This is a genomic window from Bradyrhizobium nanningense (genome assembly GCF_004114535.1).
Lineage (GTDB): Bacteria > Pseudomonadota > Alphaproteobacteria > Rhizobiales > Xanthobacteraceae > Bradyrhizobium > Bradyrhizobium nanningense.
Genome location: NZ_LBJC01000007.1, coordinates 148,880 through 167,612, shown reverse-complemented (window position 1 = coordinate 167,612; position 18,733 = coordinate 148,880). Strand labels below are relative to the sequence as shown.

Here is an 18,733-nt window from a genome sequence, read left to right as displayed (position 1 = left end):
AGATTTATCGAGATTGATTAGAAACGACGATTAGACTTTATAGCACGCTTGGTGTTGGCTTGTCTTTGTCGAGTTTATAGGCAGGTCGATCACATGACTGTTTTGGTGGCAGCGCAGCAAACTGAAACGCCCGACACGCTCCCGAGCCGCAAGGCCCGGCTCGCTTACCGCGAGGGACAGGTCGCCTCCACCGCCGGAATCGCTCCCGGCTTCGTTCAGGGCAATCTCGCGATCCTGCCGGCGGACTATGCCGGCGCCTTCCACCGCTTCTGTCAGCTCAATCCGAAGCCGTGCCCGATCATCGGCATGTCCGACGTCGGCAGTCCTTTCATCCCCGCGCTCGGCGCCGATCTCGACATCCGCACCGACGTGCCGCGCTATCGCGTCTGGCGCGATGGTGAGGTCGTCGACGAGCCGACTGATGTGACGAAGTACTGGCGGGACGATCTCGTGACCTTCGTGCTCGGCTGCTCGTTCTCGTTCGAAGAGGCGCTGCTCGACGAGGGCATGCCGATCCGCCACATCGAGCAGAACGTGCGCGTGCCGATGTACCGCACCAACATCGCCTGCGGCGAGGCCGGCCCGTTCGCAGGTCCCATGGTGGTGTCGATGCGGCCGTTCAAGCCGGCGGACGCGATCCGCGCGGTGCAGATCACCTCGCGCTATCCCGCCGTGCACGGTGCGCCCGTGCATCTCGGTCATCCGCATCTGATCGGCATCAAGGACATCTCCAAGCCCGACTACGGCGATCCCGTGCCGGTCGCCGACGACGAGATTCCGGTGTTCTGGGCCTGCGGCGTGACGCCGCAATCGGTGATCAACGCCGCGAAGCTCCCGTTCGCGATCACGCATTCGCCCGGCCTGATGCTGGTAACGGATCTCAAGAACAGGACCATGGCCGTGATTTAGTGGGCAGCATCTGCTGCTTCTTCGAGCTTTACCGCATCCATCAATCGCTTCATTCGATCAGCCAAATTCAGTCACAGGGGACTTTGCCATGACGATCACTCGCCGCGACGTGTTGTTAGGAGCCACCGCCACTGCCGCTCTGGTGCCGCTCGCTGCGCGCGCGCAGACGCCGGAAGTCGTGATCGGCGTGATCTATCCGTTCTCCGGCGGCAGCGCGCAGCAGGGCGTCGACGCGCAGAAGGCGTATGAGACTGCGCTCGAAGTCATCAACAAGGATACCGACTTCGATCTGCCGCTGGCCAAGGGCGAAGGCCTGCCGGGTCTCGGTGGTGCCAAGGTCCGCCTCGTCTTCGCCGACCACCAGGCCGATCCGCAGAAGGGCCGCGCCGAGGCCGAGCGCCTGATCACGCAGGAGAAGGTCTGCGCCATCATCGGCACCTATCAGAGCGCGGTCGCCGTCACCGTCAGCCAGATCTGCGAGCGCTACCAGGTCCCGTTCGTCTCCGCCGACAATTCCTCGCCGAGCCTGCATCGCCGCGGCCTGAAATATTACTTCCGCGCCGCGCCGCACGATGAGATGTACTCGGCCGCGATGTTCGACTTCTTCGATGCCATGAAGAAGAAGGGCACCAAGATCGAGACGCTGTCGCTGTTCCACGAAGACACCATCTTCGGCACCGATTCCGGCAACGCCCAGGCCAAGATCGCGGGCGAGCGCGGTTACAAGATCGTCACCGACATCAAGTATCGCGCCAACTCGCCCTCGCTCTCGGCCGAGGTGCAGCAGCTCAAGTCCGCGAATGCCGACGTGCTGATGCCCTCGAGCTACACCACCGACGGCATCCTCCTGGTCAAGACCATGGCCGAGCTCGGCTACAAGCCGAATGCGATCGTGGCGCAGGACGCCGGCTTCTCCGAGAAGGCGCTCTATGATGCCGTCGGCAACAAGCTCGAAGGCGTGATCTCGCGCGGCACCTTCTCGCTCGACCTCGCGCAGAAGCGCCCGATGGTCGGCAAGATCAACGACATGTTCAAGACGCGATCGGGCAAGGACTTCAACGACCTGACCTCGCGCCAGTTCATGGGCCTGATCATCCTCGCCGACGCCATCAGCCGCGCCAAGTCGACCGACGGCGAGAAGATCCGCGATGCGCTGGCGGCGACCGACATCCCGGGCGAGCAGACCATCATGCCCTGGAAGCGTGTCAAGTTCGACGAGATGGGCCAGAACAACGACGCCGATCCGGTGCTGCTGCAATATGTCGGCGGCAAGTTCGTCACCATCTTCCCGCCGCAGGCCGCGATCGCCGAGGCGATCTGGCCGATGAAGTAAGCAAAAGCGGGACTGAGACAGTAGTTCCCGTCCTCATCCTGAGGGCGGGTGCAGCCCGCGTCTCGAAGGACGAGGGCGGGCCATCCTTCGAGACGCGCGCTGCGGCGCGCTCCTCAGGATGAGGTCGGAGTGTGGGGGACGATGCAGTGACAGCCCAAGCCATTATCCAAAGTCTCGCAAGCGGCCTTCTGATGGGGCTGCTCTACGGGCTGATCGCAGTCGGCCTCGCGCTGATCTTCGGCCTGATGGACGTCGTGAACTTCGCCCATGGCGAGTTCCTGATGATCGCGATGTATGTGAGCTTCTTCCTATTCACGTTCTTCGCCATCGACCCCTTGCTGTCGGCGCCACTGGTTGCCGCGGCACTCTTCGTGTTCGGGGCCGTCATCTACCTCTTGGTTGTACGCTTCGCCATGCGGGCCAAGGCCAATGCCGGCATGGTGCAGATCTTCTCCACCTTCGGTCTTGCCATCGTGATGCGGGGCCTGGCGCAATTCTTCTTCACGCCGGACTATCGCAGTATCCCGCAATCCTGGCTTGGCGGAAAAACAATATCGATCGGCGGCATCTTCCTGCCGGAGCCGCAGCTGATCGGTGCGCTGGTCTCGATCGCCGCGTTCGCCGGCCTCTACTTCTTCATCCACCGCACCGATTTCGGCCGTGCGCTGGAGGCGACACGCGAGGATCCCGGCGCGGTCGCCCTGGTCGGCATCGACAAGAACCGCGTGTTCGCGCTCGGCTGGGGCCTCGGCGCAGCACTGGTCGGTCTTGCCGGCGCGATCATGGCGGTGTTCTTCTACATCTACCCCGACGTCGGCGCGTCCTTCGCGCTGATCGCCTATGTCACGGTGGCGCTCGGCGGTTTCGGCAGCGTGTTCGGCGCGTTTGCCGGCGGCATCATCGTCGGTCTCGTCGAAGCGGTCACCGCCTTGGTGCTGCCGCCGTCGCTGAAGTCGGTCGGCATCTACGCCGTCTATCTGCTTGTCGTCTTTATCCGGCCGCGCGGCCTGTTCGGGTCGATGTGATGGACAAGACTTTCGCCGCGCGGCGCCGCCGCGACCTCATCATCGCCGCGGTGCTGGCGGCCCTCGCCGCGCTCGCGCCGCTGTTCGTCAAGGACGTCTACGTCCAGAACATCCTGATCCTGACCCTGATGTATGCGGCGCTGTCGCAGAGCTGGAACATCCTCTCCGGCTATTGCGGGCAGATTTCGCTGGGCCACGCGCTCTACTTCGGCATCGGCGCCTACACCACCGAGCTTCTCTTCACGAAGTTCGGCGTGCTGCCCTGGTTCGGCATGCTCGGCGGCGGCGTGATTGCGGCCCTGATCGCAATGGGGCTCGGCTATCCCTTCTTCCGCCTGCGCGGCCACTACTTCGTCATCGCGACCATTGTCATCGCAGAAATCGGCCTGCTGCTGTTCCAGAACTGGGAATGGGCGGGAGCTGCGATGGGCATCACCGTTCCGATCCGCGGCGACAGCTGGCTGAAATTCCAGTTCATGCGCACCAAGCTGCCGTACTTCTATTTCGCGCTGGCGCTCTGCTGCCTCGCCTGGTTCGTCACCTGGTGGCTGGAGGACTCCAAATGGGGCTTCTGGTGGCGTGCGGTGAAGGACAATCCGGAGGCGGCCGAAAGCCTCGGCGTCGTCGTGTTCAACTCCAAGATGGGCGCGGCAGCCGTCTCCGCCTTCCTCGTCGCCATCGGCGGCGCCTTCTATGCGCAGTTCCTCGCCTATATCGACCCTGAGAGCGTGATGGGCTTCCAATTCTCGCTGCTGATGGCGCTGCCGGCGGTGCTCGGCGGCATCGGCACCCTCTGGGGGCCTGTGCTCGGTGCGGCCATCCTGATCCCGATGACGGAGCTGACGCGCTCCTATATCGGAGGCTCCGGCCGCGGCGTCGATCTGATCGTCTACGGCGCGCTGATCGTGGCGATCTCGCTCGCCTTGCCGCAAGGTCTGGTGAGCCTGTTCTCGCGGACAAAAGCCAAGAACCAGATCAAGGGAGCCACACGATGACCGCGCTCCTCGAAACCCGCGGCGTCTGGCAGCGGTTCGGCGGCCTCGTCGCCAACAGCGACGTTTCGATCTCGGTCGGCCGCGGCGAGATCGTCGGCCTGATCGGCCCCAACGGTGCCGGCAAGTCGACGCTGTTCAATCTCATCGCCGGCGTGCTGCCGCCGACCCAAGGTTCGATTCTATTCGACGGCGACGACGTCACCCACATGCCGGCGGCCGAGCGCTGCCAGCGTGGCATCGGGCGCACCTTCCAGGTGGTGAAGAGCTTCGAGACCATGACTGTCATCGACAACGTCATCGTCGGTGCGCTCGTGCGTAACACCGTGATGCGCGAAGCCCGCCGCAAGGCGCACGAGGTGCTGGAGTTCACCGGCCTTGCCGCGCGCGCCGACGTGCTGGCGAGCGACCTCGTGCCGGCCGAGAAGCGTCGCCTCGAAGTCGCACGCGCGCTCGCGACCGAGCCGAAGCTGCTGCTGCTCGACGAAGTCCTCACCGGCCTGACGCCGACCGAGGCGCAGACCGGCGTTGCGCTGGTGCGCAAGGTCCGCGATGCCGGCGTCACCGTCTTGATGGTCGAGCACGTCATGGAGATCGTGATGCCGCTGGTCGACCGCGCCATCGTGCTCGACCTCGGCAAGGTGCTAGTCGAGGGCAAGCCGAACGATGTCGTCCGAGATCCCAAGGTGATCAAGGCATATCTGGGAGATCGTCATGCTGTCGGTGCGTGAAGTCACCACTGCCTATCAGGGTCTGGTCGCGATCTCCGCGGTCTCGATCGAGGTCCAGAAGGGCGAGATCGTCTGCGTCGCCGGCGCCAACGGCGCGGGCAAGTCGACGCTGCTGAAGTCGATCGCCGGTGCCGAGCGTCCGCGCTCGGGCAGCGTGACCTTCGACGGCAAGCGCCTCGACGGCATGGCGCAGCACCATATTACGGCCACCGGCATCGCCTATGTCCCGGAGAACCGCCGCCTGTTCCCCCGCCTGTCGGTGCGCGACAATCTTCGCCTCGGCAGCTATCTCTACCGGGGCGAGGCGAACCGCGAGGCGCCGCTCGACCTCGTCTTTCAGCTGTTTCCGCGTCTGTCCGAGCGCCTCGAGCAGCGTGCCGAAACGCTCAGCGGCGGCGAGCAGCAGATGCTCGCGATCGGCCGCGCGCTGATGACGCGCCCGCGGCTTCTGATGCTGGACGAGCCCTCGCAGGGCATCATGCCAAAACTCGTCGACGAGATCTTCCAGGCGGTAAAACGCATCCGCGACGCCGGCATGACCGTCCTGATCGTCGAACAGCGCATGGCCGAATGCCTCGAGATCGCCGACCGCGCCTACATCCTGCAAACCGGCCGCGTGCTGATGCAGGGCCCGGCCGCGGAGATCAAGGGCAATCCCGACGTGAGGAAGGCGTATCTGGGGCTGTAGTTGCGAAGTGTGGCGCAAGCTCGCCCCGCGCACTCAGTGTCATCGCCCGACTTGATCGGGCGATCCAGTATTCCAGAGACGCCAGAGGGATACGGATAGGCCGCGGCGTACTGGATTCCCCGCCTTCGCGAGGAATGACAGCGGTGGGGAGCTAGTGCTCGTGCCCATGCTCCGGCAGCGTCACCCCGAACACCTTCACCAGATCTTTCACCTGCTCCGGCGACAGATATCGCGGGTTCATCCCGCGGAGCAGCAGGTACAGCTTCGCCGTCTCTTCCAGCTCCTCCGTTGCGAACACCGCGGCCTCCAGCGTGTCGCCGGCGACCACCGGGCCGTGATTGGCGAGCAGTACGGATGAATATCTTCCCGCGAGGCCCTTGATCGCATCCGCCACGGCGGGATCGCCGGGGCGGTAATAGGGCACGAGCGCGGTGGCGCCGCATTTCATCAGGTAATAGGCCGTCATCGGCGGCAGTGCGGCGCGCGGGTCGATCTCCGGCAGCATCGACAGCGCGACCGAATGCGTGGAGTGCAGATGCACGATCGCGCGCGCACTGCCGCGCGTGTCGTAGAGCGCATTGTGCAGCGGAACTTCCTTGGTCGGGGCATCGCCAGAGACCAGCCGGCCCTGATCGTCGAGCCGCGACAGCTTTGCCGGATCGAGGAAGCCGAGCGAGGCGTTGGTCGGCGTCACCAGCCAGCCGCCGCCGTCCAGCCTGACGCTGATATTGCCGGAGGAGCCCGGCGTCAGCCCGCGCTCGAACAGGGACCGTCCGAAGCGGCAGATGTCCTCGCGCAGCCGGATCTCATTGCTCATGGCCGTCATGTCCGCTTGTCTCATGCTTTGGCAGCGCGGCCAAGCCGTGATATCGGTTCGCCGAGCCGCCGCAAAGGCCGGCCGTCCAGGAAACGTTCGCAAGGGTCAGTTGCATATGTCCGCCTCCACGTCTCAAAATCAGCGCATCGCCGTCATCGGGCTCGGCTCGATGGGCTACGGCATGGCGACCTCGCTGAAGCGCGCCGGCCACATCGTCACCGGCTGCGACGTTTCGGCTGACGCGGTGGCGCGTTTCGCGAAGGATGGCGGCGCGGGCGCCAAAACGCCGGCCGAGGCGGCCGGAAATGCCGACATCGTCGTCAGCGTCGTCGTCAATGCTGGGCAGACCGAGGCTGTTCTGTTCGGCAAGGATGGTGCCGCCGAGACCATGCCCGAAGGCAGCGTCTTCATCTCCTCCGCCACGATGGACCCGGACGTGGCGCGCCGGCTTGCCAAGCAGCTGGAGGCGACGGGCCGGCATTATCTGGACGCTCCGATCTCCGGTGGGGCGCAGCGCGCCGCGCAAGGCGAGCTGACGATTCTGGCCTCCGGCAGTCCTGCCGCGTTTGCGAAAGCGCGGCCGGCGCTCGATGCCATGGCCGCGAAGCTCTACGAGCTCGGTGATGCCGCCGGTCAGGGCGCCGCCTTCAAGATGATCAACCAATTGCTCGCCGGCGTGCACATCGCCGCCGCCAGCGAAGCGATGGCGTTCGCGGCCAAGCAGGGCCTCGACATCCGCAAGGTCTATGAGGTGATCACGGCCTCCGCCGGCAATTCCTGGATGTTCGAGAACCGCATGCCGCACGTGCTTGACGGCGATTACACGCCGCGGAGCGCGGTCGAGATTTTCGTCAAGGACCTCGGCATCATTCAGGACATGGCGCGCAGTGCCCGGTTCCCCGTGCCGGTCTCCGCCGCCGCACTCCAGATGTTCCTGATGACATCAGCCGCCGGCATGGGCCGCGACGACGACGCGTCGGTGGCGCGCATGTACGCGCAGGTTACCGGCGTGAAGCTGCCCGGCGACAAGTAAGTTAAGGGGATTCCAATGCCGCGTTTTGCCGCCAATCTCTCGATGATGTTCACCGAGGTGCCGTTCCTCGATCGTTTCGATGCCGCCGCGCAAGCCGGCTTCACCGCGGTCGAGTTTCTCTTTCCCTACGAGCATCCAGCTGAGGTGGTTGGCGAGCGGCTCAAGCGCAACGGCCTGACCCAGGCATTGTTCAACCTGCCGCCGGGCGACTGGAATGCGGGCGAGAAGGGCTTTGCGGCGCTGCCGGCGCGGTTCAATGATCTCAAGGCGAGCCTGGAGACGGCGCTGCCTTACGCCAAGGCGACCGGTGTCAAACGCCTGCACCTGATGGCCGGCATCGCCAACCGCGGCGAACGCGTCGCGATCGAGGCTTTCTACAAGTCGGTGGCATGGGCCGCGGAGTTCTTCGCGCCCCACGGCATCGACGTCGTGATCGAGCCGATCAATGCGCGCAACGTGCCCGGCTATTTCCTCAACGATTTCGGCTTCGCCCGCGACCTGATCCAGGAGCTGAGGCTGGCGAACCTCAAACTGCAGTTTGACATCTATCACTGCCAGATCATCCATGGCGACGTCACCATGCGGCTGCGCGAGATGATGCCGATCATCGGCCACGTCCAGATCGCCAGCATTCCCTCGCGCAACGAGCCCGACGGTGAGGAGCTCAACTATCCGTTCTTGTTCGAAGAGCTCGACCGCCTCGGCTATACCGGCTTCGTCGGCTGCGAATACAATCCGCGCGGCAAGACCACCGACGGCCTTGCCTGGTTCAAGCCCTACGCTGGAGTGAAGCCGTGACACTTGCGTTGGGCTGCATCGCCGACGATTACACCGGCGCTTCCGATCTCGCCAACACACTGACACGCGCGGGCCTGCGCACCGTGCAGACCATCGGTGTGCCCTCTGACGATCTCGCGCTGCCCGAGGTCGATGCCGTCGTGGTGTCGCTGAAGAGCCGCTCGATCGAGGCCGGCCTTGCCGTCTCGCGCTCGCGCGCGGCGGACAAATGGCTGCGCAGCCGCGGTGCGGGCCATGTGCTGTTCAAGATCTGCTCGACCTTCGATTCCACGGATGCTGGCAATATTGGCCCGGTGATGGACGCGTTGCGTGCCGATAGCGGCGAAGGCGCCGTTCTGGTGACGCCGGCGTTCCCGGAGACCGGCCGCACCGTGTACCAGGGCAACCTCTTCGTCGGCGCCGTACCGCTCAACGAGAGCCCGCTGAAGGATCATCCGCTCAACCCGATGCATGATTCGAACCTGGTGCGCGTGCTCGCGCGTCAGAGCAGGACGCAGATCGGTCTCGTCGACCTCGCCACCGTCACGCGCGGCGTGGATGCCGTGCGGGCGCGGCTGGCCGAGCTTGCAGGCAAGGGCATCGGCGCTGCCATCATCGACGCCGTGTTCGACCGCGACCTCGAGACCATCGGCCTCGTGGCCGGCGAACATCGCCTGTCGGTCGGGGCTTCCGGCATTGGCCTTGGGCTCGCGCGCGCGCTGGTATCGACGGGCAAGGTCAGGTCCGGTGCCGCGAGCAGCGAGACCGGAGCTGCCGTCGGCGGACCTGCAGCGTGTCTTGCCGGAAGCTGTTCACAGGCCACGCTTCAGCAGATCGCGAATGCCGAGCGCATCATGCCGGTGCTCCATCTCGACCAGGACCGTATTATTACGGGAGCGAAGGAAGCCGAGCGCGCGCTCGACTGGGCGAGGCCGCGACTTGCCGACGGCCCGGTGCTGATCGCCTCGAGCGCGAAGCCTGAAGAAGTCGCCGCATTGCAAGCCCGTCACGGACGCGACGCCGCGGGCCACGCCATCGAGCAGGCCATGGCCGATATCGCGGAAAACCTCGTGAAAGCAGGGGTTCGGCGGCTCATCGTCGCCGGCGGCGAGACATCCGGCGCGGTCGTCGACCGCCTCGAAATCCCGGGCTTCCTCGTCGGCGCCGAGATCGCCGCGGGCGTCCCCGTGTTGCGCGCCGTTGGCGCCGAAGCAGGCGAGATGCTGCTCGCGTTGAAGTCCGGAAATTTCGGCGGCCCGGAGTTTTTCGCGGATGCGCTTAGGCTCATGCGCTGAACGCAGGGCGTTCTTAGGCCCCTGTTCATTTCTTTCGACTTCCGTGCTCGCGCGGAGTCGTAGTTAACATCTTTCGCAGACGGTCTGCTGTCTGATGTCGGCGCTGTTCCGCTTTGGTTGATTCTTAGAGCTTCCGACGCGCGCCCGCGCCAGCACAACGAGACCCGATTATGTTTGCCAAGCTTTCCATCCGCGCCAAGATCATAAGTGTCGTGGCGTTCCTGCTGGTCGCGATGACCGGCATGGGCCTGCTCGCCGTCTCGAAGATGCGGTCGATGAATGCCAACACCGTCGACATCACGACGAACTGGATGCCCAGCGTCAAGGTGATCGGCGATCTGCGCGCCGCAGTCATCACGTATCGGAACGTGGTGCGCCAGCACATGCTGGCGGAAGCTCTGGAAGACAAGCTCGCGACGGAGAAGACCGCTGTCATGGTGACCGAAGCGCTCGCCAAGACGCGCAGCAAGTATGAGGCCATGATCAGCTCGCCGGAAGAGCGCGCGCTCTACAGCCAGTGGTCCAGGCTCTGGGACGATTACAAGAAGGGCACCGAGGACGTGATGGCCTTGTCGCGCAAGGAGGCTGGCAAGATCCCGCGCGAGTCGCAGGAGCTGAACTCCAAGACCGTCAACAAGATCGGCCTTCAGGCGGATGAGGTCCTGAACAAGGACATCGAGCTCAACACCAAGGGCGGCGAACAGGCCGCTCAGGATGCCGCCGACAGCTACGCCTACGCCTTCATGCTGGTTTCGGTCATTCTCGGCGCCGCCGTCCTGATCGGCATTGGTCTCAGCTTCTATCTCGTCCGCGACGTCTCCAGCGGCATCAATTCCATCACCGAGCCGATGCAGGCGCTGGGCCGGGGGGATCTGACGGCCGAAGTTCCGCATCGCGGCGAGAAGACGGAGATCGGCGCCATGGCCGATGTGCTCCAGATCTTCAAGGAGGCGCTGATCGCCAAGAAGGCCGCGGACGAGGCTGCGGCGGCCGATGCTGAAGCCAAGATCGAGCGCGGCCGCCGCGTCGACAACATCACCCGCGAATTCGAAACCATGATCGGCGAGATCGTCCAGACCGTGTCGTCGGCTTCGACCCAGCTGGAGGCCTCCGCCTCGACGCTGACGTCGACTGCCGACCGCTCCCAGAGACTGGCGACCACCGTGGCTGGAGCTTCGGAAGAAGCCTCGACCAACGTGCAGTCGGTGGCCTCGGCGACCGAGGAGATGGCCTCGTCGGTCGGCGAGATCAGCCGTCAGGTGCAGGAATCGGCGCGGATGGCGGGCGATGCCGTCGGCCAGGCACGCGCCACCACCGAGCGCGTCAGCGAGCTGTCCAAGGCCGCCGCCCGCATCGGCGACGTCGTCGAGCTGATCAACACCATCGCCGGCCAGACCAATCTGCTGGCGCTGAACGCAACCATCGAAGCCGCACGTGCCGGTGAGGCCGGCCGGGGCTTCGCGGTGGTGGCCTCCGAAGTGAAGGCGCTCGCCGAACAGACCGCGAAGGCGACCGGCGAGATCGGCCAGCAGATCTCCGGCATCCAGGCGGCGACCAACGATTCGGTCGGCGCCATCAAGGAGATCTCCTCGACCATCGAGCGTCTCTCGGAGATCTCCTCGGCGATCGCGGCCGCGGTGGAGGAGCAGGGCGCGGCGACGCAGGAGATCGCCCGCAACGTGCAGCAGGCGGCGCAGGGCACCCAGCAGGTCTCCTCCAACATCACCGACGTGCAGCGCGGCGCGACCGAGACCGGCACGGCTTCGTCGCAAGTGCTGTCGGCGGCGCAAATGCTGTCGAACGACTCGGGCCGGTTGAAGAACGAAGTCAGCAAGTTCCTGACCGACGTCCGCGCGGCCTGACTTTCTCCAACAGGTATTCGACTACGCGAGAGCGGCGCCACCGGCGCCGCTCTTTGCTTTTAGGCAAGCGCCCGGCAAGGCCGGACGCGGCTTCGCCTGATCGAAGCGATCCCTGCGGCTTGCTCCGCACATGGCGGCAACGATTCGATAATCATAAAGTCGATGAGCCGCGTGCAGAGGCGAGGTTCGCGATGATCTTTGATGTGAGACAACCTCGCGTTGCCGGAGCCGGGTATTGCTTCCGTGGAACTGCTCTTTTTCTGGGACAGTGCTCACGAGAGGAAGCGAGCCGTGCACTTGCGAATTGGAACGATCCTGCCTCTGATTGTCTCGGCCCTCGCCCTAATGGGGGTGGCCGCCACCGGTTACACGGCCTTTGGGGCCTATCACGACCGAGAGGAGGCGCACGCCTTCGTCGAGCTCAACGGGATATCGCAGCAACTGCTGCTGAGCGCCGGACAATGGGCTCTGGAGCGGGGCATGACCAACGCGGCGCTGAACGCGCCCGAGCCCGTCGCTGCAGACCGCCGCGCCGAAATTGACGGACTCCGTGCAGCTTCGGGGCGGGCGTTCCGCGATGCCGCGCAGCGCCTGCGCAGCCAGCCCGCCCTGAAATCCATCGATACCAACATTGCGGAGGCTGAGCGCGCGCTTCAGGGGTTCGAGAGCCTCCGCCGCAAGGTGGACGCGGATCTGGTCAAGCCGAAGGCTGAGCGCGATCCTGCAATCGTCAATGCAGTCGTTCCGGCCCTGACCGAACTCATCGAGATCGCCGCCAACCGGCTGCGACTGACTTTGGAGACGTTGACGGATACGCCATCGGCGGCAATGACGCGGCTTGTAGGGCTTCGCAATCTCACCGCGGAGATGGCTGAGAATGCCGGTCGCGAGCGAGCCTTCCTTGCGGGCTTGATCAGCGCCCATGCGAAACTCACCGCGGACGGCATCGGTGTGGTGTCCGGATTCCGCGGTCATGTCGAGCTCGCCTGGGAGACCATCTCACCTGTGGCCCACCGCGCCGATATTTCGGCGGGTCTTGGCCAGGCGATCAAGGACGTGGAGGAGAAATACTTCCGCACTTACGGTTCGCTGCGTGCAGATGTCATCGGCGACGGCAAGACGGGCGAATACAAGATGTCAGGCAACGACTATGTGGCGCGTGCGACGAGCGCCATCAACGCGATCCTGCAGCTCGGTCAGGCCATCGCAGCGGATGCGGATCGGGAGGCAGCGGGGCTGGCCGCAAGAAGCACGTCAAATCTGGTCGTCAGCGGCGGCATTCTCCTTGCGAGCGTCGTTCTCGCACTGCTCAGCTTCTGGATCGCATTCTCGCGGATCTTGCGCCCGCTGTCTGCCCTGACGAGCGCGATGGGCGAACTTGCCGCCGGCAATTTCTCCGTCGTCCTGCCCGGCCTCGGCCGTAAGGACGAAATCGGCGACATGGCGCACGCGGTCGAGGTCTTCAAGGTCAAGGCCGAAGAGAAGGCGCGCATGGAGGCCGAGGCGAAGATCAGGCAGGATCAGATTGCGGCCGAGCAGCGAAAGGCCGACATGCACAGGCTCGCCGGCGCATTTGAGACGGCCATCGGCGAGATCGTCGAGACGGTATCCTCTGCGTCGACCGAGCTCGAAGCCTCGGCCGGGACGTTGAATACGACTGCCGAGCGCGCACAGCAATTGGCGGTCGTGGTCGCGGCGGCGTCGGACGAAGCGTCGTCCAACGTGCAATCGGTCGCGTCGGCGACGGAGCAGCTATCGTCCTCCGTCAACGAGATCAGCCGGCGCGTGCAGGACCAGGCCCAGATGGCGAGCGAGGCCGTCGGCCAAGCGGGACGAACCAACGAGAGGATCGGCGAATTGTCGAGAGCGGCCGCCAGAATTGGCGACGTCATCGAGCTGATCGACCAGATCGCCGGACAGACCAATCTCCTGGCTCTCAACGCCACGATCGAGGCCGCGCGCGCGGGCGACGCCGGCCGTGGCTTTGCCGTGGTCGCTTCCGAGGTGAAGGCACTCGCCGAACAGACGGCGAAGGCCACCGGAGAGATCTCCCAGCAGATCACCGGCATTCAGGCGGCCACCCAGGACTCCGTCGGTGCGATCCGGGAAATCGGCGGCTCGATCGGGCGCCTGTCGGAGATCGCCTCGGCCATCGCGGCGGCCGTCGAAGAGCAGGGGGCAGCCACTCAGGAGATCGCGCGTAACGTTCAGAAGGCGGCCCAGGGAACGCAGCAGGTGTCGGCCAATATCGGCAATGTCGAGCACGGCGCCACCGAGACCGGTTCGGCCTCGTCTCAGGTGCTGTCGGCCGCGCAGATGCTGTCGCGCGACTCCAATCGCCTCAAGCTCGAGGTCGGCAAGTTCCTGGACTCGGTCCGCGCCGCCTGAGGCGCGGGGGCTGAGATCTCGTGCCCCCGGGACGCAGGGCGGCATTGCATGCCGCACCGCGTCCGGGACACGAGAGCTACGCCACCCGCCACTCCGGCACCGCGTCCGCGGCCATCGCGATCTCGCCGAGCGATCCCACTGGCGTCCGCTCCATCTCGAGCAGATGCGCCAGCGTCGCGCTATCGCTCGCCGGAATCCGCGCCAGCGTGCGGCAGTCATCCGCGGTGCGCAGCATCACGACGCCGTGCTCGACCTCGCCGCCGCGGCCGTAGAGCACCGTAAAGCTCTCGACCTTGCCTTTGCCTGAGGCCTCGGTGACGAACTCCGGCACCGCGCCCTTGTTGCGGTCGGCCTCGCCTTGCACGCTGGTTTCCTGCGTCAGCGCCGCGAGCGGCGGCGTCTTCGAGACCACCAGCGCGTGATGCTTGGTGACGAAGCCGCCCTGGCCATAGAGCAGGCCGATCCTGGCGCCGTCGCGCACGCGCCGCACCATCGCGCAGGCCGCGTGCGTCATGTAGGTGTTGAGCGGTGCGCCGAAGAAGGTGAGGCCGCCGGTCACTGTCGGCTGCACGTCGTCACCCAGACCTAGCGTCCGCCGCGCCATCTTGGGCACGCAGGGGAAGCAGCTGTAGAGCTCGATCGCGTCGAACTCTTGGCCGTCGCCGCCGGCGAGCTCCATCACGTTCCTGAGCACGGCGTTCTGCGGATGGCTCTCATAGAACTGGTCGCGCAACAGATAGTCGCGCGGCTCTTCCGCCGAGGCGCCGCCGAGCGGATAGACCAGCTTCTCTTCGGGAATCCCGGCCGCACGGGCCTTGGCAAGGCTGGTCAGCAGCAGGGCGCCGCCCATGTTGACGCTGGGATTGGCGACCATGAGCTTGTTGTAGGGCCACGCGATCAGGCGATTGTCCGCCGTCGGCGTCGTGATCTCCTCCCGCGCATAGCGCCGCTTCAGCCAGGCATTGGGATTTTGCGCGGCGGCTTCCGAATAGCGCGACCATAGCGTGCCGGATTCCGCCATCGCTTCGCGCGGCGTCTGGCCCCAATGCGCGGAGGAAGCCGCCTCGTAGAACGGATAGACCGTGACGGGGCGGAACACGCCGAGCTTCACCGCCAGCGGCTTCTGGAACGCCGCGCCGCGCTTGGGCTCCTCGACGTCATGGGCGAACGGCGTCCATGGCAGTTTTGCGCCGGCGCGCTCCGCCTTGGTCGCGGTTGACTGCGCCTCGGCGCCGCAGATTGCTGCCACGGTGCACTCACCGCGCGCGATGCGCTTGGCGGCTTCGTGGATGTAGCGGATCGGGCTCTCGCCGCCGACCGGACCGTAATAGCAATGTGCGGGCGTGATGCCGAGGCGTTGCGCCAGAAGCTGCTCCGGATCGCGATAGCGCCAGCTCAGGAAGTTGACGACATCGAGCGACTGCACCTCGCCGAGCAGCTTTGCGCCGGCATCTTGCTCGGCGCGTCGCAGCGCCTGTTCGAGCAGATCCAGTGGTTCGAGGCCTTCGGCAATCTCCTTCGGGCGGTCGACGATCTCGCCGACGCCGACGATGACGGGGATGCGGTCAGGGGAAACAGTCGTCATTGTTCTTGCTTCTTCTCTCAGATATCTCAGACCATCGAAGGATGGGCCGCGGGCTCTCGTGGTTCGAGACGGCGCGTGCGCGCCTCCTCACCACGAGGGTCTATACCGTCACTCCGCCACCAGCGCGTTCATGTGCTCGACGGCTTCGGCGAACTCTTCCTTGAACTCCTGCACCACGGCGCCGGCGGACTTTACGCTGTCGATCAGGCCGACGCCCTGACCGACGAAGTAGCTGACGAGATCGCGCGCCTTGGCGTTGCCGCCAGCGGCGGCGCGGTCGATCGAGTTGAAGGCATCGCGGCTGATGATGCTTTGCAGCGGCATCGGCAGTGCGCCCGGGCTGTCCGGCGCGCGGTCCCAGGCATCGGTCCAGACCGAGCGGAGCTGCCGCGCCGGCTTGCCGGTGCGGCCCTTGGAGCGCACCGCGTCGCGCGAAGAGGCCGCGATCATCTTCTCGCGGAAGATCTCGCTGGTCTCGGACTCGACGGTGGCGAGCCACACCGAGCCGGTCCAGGCCCCGGCCGCGCCCATCGCCATGCAGGCCGCCATCTGCCGGCCCGTCATGATGCCGCCGGCCGCCAGCACCGGCACGTCGCGGACCTTTTTGATCGCCTTGATCACCTCGGGCACCAGCACCATGGTCGAGACCTCGCCGCAATGGCCGCCGGCTTCGGTGCCTTGCACCACGAGGATGTCGACGCCGGCCGCGACCTGGCGCAGCGCGTGCTCCTTGGCGCCGACGAGCGCCGCGACCGGCACGCCGTGCTTCTTGCCCATCTCGATCATCGCCTTGGGCGGCACGCCGAGCGCGTTGGCGATCAGGCGAATCGGATGATTGAAGGAGACCTCGAGCAGCTGCAGCGCGGTTTTTCCGTCGAACGGCTGCGGCTGATTGGCTGGAACCTCCGTAGTCGTCAGCTCGATGTCGTATTTCTTCAGGAGGTCGCGCGTGTAGGTGCGGTGCTGCTGCGGCACCCGCGCTTCGAGGCTCTTCCAGGTGACGTCCTTCTCGCCCGCCGTCGAGATGTTCTCGGGGATCAGCACGTCGATGCCGTAGGGCTTGCCGTCGACGTGATCGTCGATCCATTTCAGCTCGCGTTCGAGCGTATCTGGCGTGTGCACGGTCGCACCCAGCACGCCGAAGCCGCCGGCGCGGCTGACGGCGGCGACGACATCCCGGCAATGGCTGAAGGCCAGCAGCGGGAACTCGATTCCCAGCATGTCGCAGATCGGCGATTTCATGGTGCTCTCTCCCGGCGGCCTTCGCGTTCTCGTTGCTTTAACTGGCGACGCGAGACGATCGATGACATGCCGGATTCGGCAAGGCATCTTGTGTGTAGGCGTCGCGCTCTTCCTAGTGCCTACGGCGCCGCCGTCATTCCGGGGCTCGCGTCAGCGAGAGCCCGGAATCCATTTCTCTGAGCATTCCTGGCGGCCCGATGCCCCCCGACTGACCGCAGGGGAGCCCGCCACGACAAAACGTGAAGTTGCCCCGCCCAAAAATGCGTTGCGGCGCCCTTGTCATCGGCCGTTCCCGGGCTAATTAATGCAGACGCATCTTTCCGCCGGAGCCCCCCGCATGACCGACACCCCCGCCTACGTGCCGCCCAAAGTCTGGACCTGGAACAAGGAGAATGGCGGGCAGTTCGCCAGCATCAACCGCCCGATCGCCGGCCCCACCCACGACAAGGAGCTGCCCGTCGGCAAGCACCCGCTCCAGCTCTATTCGCTGGCGACCCCCAACGGGGTGAAGGTCACGGTGATGCTGGAGGAGTTGCTGGCGCTCGGCCACAAGGGCGCCGAATACGATGCCTGGCTGATCAGGATCGGCAACGGCGACCAGTTCGGCAGCGGCTTTGTCGACATCAACCCAAACTCGAAAATCCCAGCGCTGATGGACCGCTCGGGCCCGGAGCCGATCCGAGTGTTCGAATCCGGCTCGATCCTGTTCTATCTCGCCGAGAAGTTCGGTGCCTTCCTGCCGAAGGACGTCAAGACCCGCACCGAGGCGATGTCATGGCTGTTCTGGCAGATGGGCAGCGCGCCCTATCTCGGCGGCGGCTTCGGCCATTTTTACGCCTACGCCCCGTTCAAGATCGAGTACGCCATCGATCGCTTTGCAATGGAGACCAAGCGCCAGCTCGACGTGCTCGACCGGCGCCTTGCCGACAACGAATATCTCGCCGGCAAGGATTATACGATCGCTGACATGGCGGTGTGGCCCTGGTACGGCGCGCTCGCCAAGGGGCTGGTCTATGGCGCCGGCGAATTCCTGTCGGTGCAGGACTACAAGAACGTGCAGCGCTGGACCGACCAGATCGCGCAGCGCCCCGCCGTGAAGCGCGGCCGCATGGTCAACCGCGTCTCCGGCGATCCCGCCAGCCAGCTCCACGAGCGCCACGACGCCAGCGATTTCGAGACCAAGACGCAGGACAAGATCGAGGTCGTGACGTAGCGCGTAGGGTGGACTGGCTAGTGGGCTGCGCGATGCGCAGTCCGCTGGCGTAATCCACCATTTGTCCATACATTCGGCGGATTACGCTTCGCTAATCCGCCCTAGGATTTCGTCGCCCCCTCGGCCGCCGGAAACACCACGCGGTCATCGGTGCGGCAGTAGCGGTCGGCGAACATGCGGCCGATCGGGTGGTAGCGGTCCATATGCACCCGCATCGTCTCGTCGTCCCAGAGCTCGTCGCGAATGTGGAAGTGGATGCCTTCGCCCATGATCAGCCGGCGATCGTCGTTGACGTCGATCAGCTTCCAGAGCTTGCATTCCATCGCCCAGGGCGTGTCGGCGAGCCGCGGCACCGCGATCTCAGTCGAGGGCGCAAGCTTCAGCCCGAGATAATCAGGCTCGCCGATCTCGGGCGGAAAGTCGCCGCTGCTCGCGTGCATCGCCCGCGCCAGCGGCTCGTCGGCAAGGTTGACCACGAATTCGCCGGTGCGCTGGATGTTGAGGAAGGTGTCCTTGTCCTGTCCGTTTGGCTTGCGATTGGCCGCGAACATGCAGAGCGGCGGATCCTCGCAGAAGGCGTTGAAGAAGCTGAATGGCGCCGCGTTGACCACGCCCGTCGGCCCGAGCGAGGTCACCCAGGCGATCGGTCGCGGCAGGATGAAGGAGGTCAGCACCTTGTAGCGCTCGCGTGGCGTCAGGTCGCTGGCGGCGTAGTCCATGGTAGCTCCGAGGGAGGGGAGAGCTTCGTAGGGTGGGCAAAGCGAAGCGTGCCCACCACCTCTCGCGTTGGCCGTTATGGTGGGCACGGCGCGCGAAGAGCGCGCCTTTGCCCACCCTACGGCA

16 protein-coding genes are annotated in these 18,733 nt (G+C 65.3%); 12 read left to right on the top strand and 4 right to left on the bottom strand.

Going from position 1 to position 18,733, the window contains the following annotated elements:
* Positions 1–93: 93 nt before the first annotated feature.
* The 6 genes from XH84_RS04715 to XH84_RS04690 all read left to right on the top strand — a co-directional run bounded on the left by XH84_RS04715 (position 94) and on the right by XH84_RS04690 (position 5,678).
* Positions 94–909 carry a putative hydro-lyase gene (locus XH84_RS04715; protein ID WP_128917009.1) on the top strand — a complete coding sequence of 272 codons (816 nt, stop codon included), beginning with the start codon at positions 94–96 and terminating at the stop codon, positions 907–909.
* Between the two features lie 88 nt (positions 910–997).
* Complete coding sequence (locus XH84_RS04710) at positions 998–2,242, top strand: ABC transporter substrate-binding protein (protein ID WP_128917010.1); 1,245 nt, start codon at positions 998–1,000, stop codon at positions 2,240–2,242.
* A gap of 191 nt (positions 2,243–2,433) precedes the next feature.
* Complete coding sequence (locus XH84_RS04705) at positions 2,434–3,267, top strand: branched-chain amino acid ABC transporter permease (RefSeq protein WP_245471619.1); 834 nt, start codon at positions 2,434–2,436, stop codon at positions 3,265–3,267.
* Entirely contained in the window at positions 3,267–4,262 is a 996-nt protein-coding gene (locus tag XH84_RS04700) for a branched-chain amino acid ABC transporter permease (protein ID WP_128917012.1), read from the top strand. The genes XH84_RS04705 and XH84_RS04700 overlap by 1 nt, the downstream gene beginning before the upstream one ends.
* Positions 4,259–4,990, top strand: coding sequence for an ABC transporter ATP-binding protein (locus XH84_RS04695; RefSeq protein ID WP_128917013.1), 732 nt, complete (start codon positions 4,259–4,261; stop codon positions 4,988–4,990). Before XH84_RS04700 ends, XH84_RS04695 begins: the two co-directional genes overlap by 4 nt.
* Positions 4,974–5,678 (top strand): ABC transporter ATP-binding protein, encoded by a 705-nt coding sequence (locus XH84_RS04690; protein WP_128917014.1) that lies wholly within the window; start codon positions 4,974–4,976, stop codon positions 5,676–5,678. Before XH84_RS04695 ends, XH84_RS04690 begins: the two co-directional genes overlap by 17 nt.
* 151 nt (positions 5,679–5,829) lie before the next feature.
* Here XH84_RS04690 and otnC read toward each other — a convergent pair whose 3' ends face one another.
* Positions 5,830–6,504, bottom strand: a complete 675-nt coding sequence (gene otnC, locus XH84_RS04680) for a 3-oxo-tetronate 4-phosphate decarboxylase (protein ID WP_164937331.1) — start codon at positions 6,502–6,504, stop codon at positions 5,830–5,832.
* Here otnC and ltnD point away from each other — a divergent pair.
* From ltnD to XH84_RS04655, 5 genes are all read left to right on the top strand, one after another.
* On the top strand, positions 6,464–7,528 hold the full coding sequence (gene ltnD / locus XH84_RS04675; RefSeq protein ID WP_347338863.1) for an L-threonate dehydrogenase: 1,065 nt from the start codon (positions 6,464–6,466) through the stop codon (positions 7,526–7,528). The two genes, otnC and ltnD, sit on opposite strands and share 41 nt — an antisense overlap.
* A 15-nt stretch (positions 7,529–7,543) precedes the next feature.
* A complete protein-coding gene (otnI, locus tag XH84_RS04670; RefSeq protein WP_128917017.1) occupies positions 7,544–8,326 on the top strand; it encodes a 2-oxo-tetronate isomerase in 783 nt (260 codons plus the stop codon).
* The gene (gene otnK / locus XH84_RS04665; protein ID WP_128917018.1) at positions 8,323–9,600 is read left to right on the top strand and encodes a 3-oxo-tetronate kinase; all 1,278 of its coding nucleotides are present in this window, start codon (positions 8,323–8,325) and stop codon (positions 9,598–9,600) included. The genes otnI and otnK overlap by 4 nt, the downstream gene beginning before the upstream one ends.
* A gap of 170 nt (positions 9,601–9,770) precedes the next feature.
* Positions 9,771–11,462, top strand: coding sequence for a methyl-accepting chemotaxis protein (locus tag XH84_RS04660; protein ID WP_128917019.1), 1,692 nt, complete (start codon positions 9,771–9,773; stop codon positions 11,460–11,462).
* A 291-nt stretch (positions 11,463–11,753) separates the two neighbouring features.
* Positions 11,754–13,850, top strand: a complete 2,097-nt coding sequence (locus XH84_RS04655; RefSeq protein ID WP_245471595.1) for a methyl-accepting chemotaxis protein — start codon at positions 11,754–11,756, stop codon at positions 13,848–13,850.
* Positions 13,851–13,926: 76 nt separating this feature from the next.
* On the opposite strand, the gene XH84_RS04650 is transcribed toward XH84_RS04655, so the two are convergent.
* Positions 13,927–15,435 (bottom strand): acetyl-CoA acetyltransferase, encoded by a 1,509-nt coding sequence (locus XH84_RS04650; protein WP_128917020.1) that lies wholly within the window; start codon positions 15,433–15,435, stop codon positions 13,927–13,929.
* A 108-nt stretch (positions 15,436–15,543) separates the two neighbouring features.
* A complete protein-coding gene (locus tag XH84_RS04645) occupies positions 15,544–16,677 on the bottom strand; it encodes a nitronate monooxygenase (RefSeq protein ID WP_128917021.1) in 1,134 nt (377 codons plus the stop codon).
* A 337-nt stretch (positions 16,678–17,014) separates the two neighbouring features.
* On the opposite strand from XH84_RS04645, the gene yghU reads away from it, so the two are divergent.
* Positions 17,015–17,890 (top strand): glutathione-dependent disulfide-bond oxidoreductase, encoded by an 876-nt coding sequence (yghU, locus tag XH84_RS04640; protein WP_128917022.1) that lies wholly within the window; start codon positions 17,015–17,017, stop codon positions 17,888–17,890.
* A gap of 101 nt (positions 17,891–17,991) precedes the next feature.
* On the opposite strand, the gene XH84_RS04635 is transcribed toward yghU, so the two are convergent.
* The gene (locus XH84_RS04635; RefSeq protein WP_128917023.1) at positions 17,992–18,609 is read right to left on the bottom strand and encodes a flavin reductase family protein; all 618 of its coding nucleotides are present in this window, start codon (positions 18,607–18,609) and stop codon (positions 17,992–17,994) included.
* Positions 18,610–18,733 lie beyond the last annotated feature (124 nt).